A 712-nucleotide genomic window follows, 5' to 3' on the forward strand; every position below is an offset into this window, starting at 1 on the left:
CCCCCCCGCCGCTGGCCGGGCATTGCGCTCGGCGCCGGCCCGCGCGGCAGCATCGCCCTGGTCCGCGCGGCGCGCGCGCAAGCGGTGCTGTCCGGCCGCGACTTCGTCATCCCCGACGACATCCGCGACGTGGCCAAGCCGGCGCTGCGCCACCGCATCGCCCTTGCCCCGGAACTGCAGATCGAAGGCCAGAGCGCCGACGACGCCCTCGGTGGGTTGCTGGCCAAGGTGGAGGCGCCGCGGAAATGAGCGGGGAGTCGGGAAAGGGGAATGGGGAATGGGAAAAGCCGGGGTTCCCGGCGTTGCCCGTAATTCCCGATTGCAGTGAGCTGACGAACGCAGCGACCCGTCGCGCTGCAGCCCTGCCGCTTTCCCCATTCCCCATTCCCCATTCCCCACTCCTGGCTCCCAAGCGATGAGACCCGCCCCGCTCCTGCTGGCCCTGCTCGCGCTGTGGGCGCTGTACGGCCTGGCCGTGGCGCTGGGCTGGCTGCCGCTGTGGAGCTGGCAGGCGGTCGCAGCGGGCATCGCCCTGGTCGCGGCGCTGGATGCGTGGCGGCTGTGGCGCCGGCCGACGCCGCAGGTGCGCCGCGAGCTGCCCGAAGCGCTGCCGCTGGGCGTCCAGCGCGACGTGGTGCTGCACCTGGACAGCGCGCAGCGCCAGCGCGTGGACCTGTTCGACCTGGTGCCCAGTGGCTGGGGGGGGCGGGGG

At 73.7% G+C, this 712-nt stretch carries 1 protein-coding gene and 1 pseudogene; both read left to right on the plus strand.

Going from position 1 to position 712, the window contains the following annotated elements; translation table 11 throughout:
- The coding region (locus D183_RS25295; protein ID WP_039728739.1) for a hypothetical protein at positions 1-249 on the plus strand (249 nt) is incomplete at its 5' end.
- A 166-nt stretch (positions 250-415) separates the two neighbouring features.
- Positions 416-712: pseudogene (locus D183_RS25300) on the plus strand (DUF58 domain-containing protein); the annotation flags it as partial.

The organism is Xanthomonas sp. SHU 199 (assembly GCF_000364665.1).
GTDB lineage: Bacteria > Pseudomonadota > Gammaproteobacteria > Xanthomonadales > Xanthomonadaceae > Xanthomonas_A > Xanthomonas_A sontii.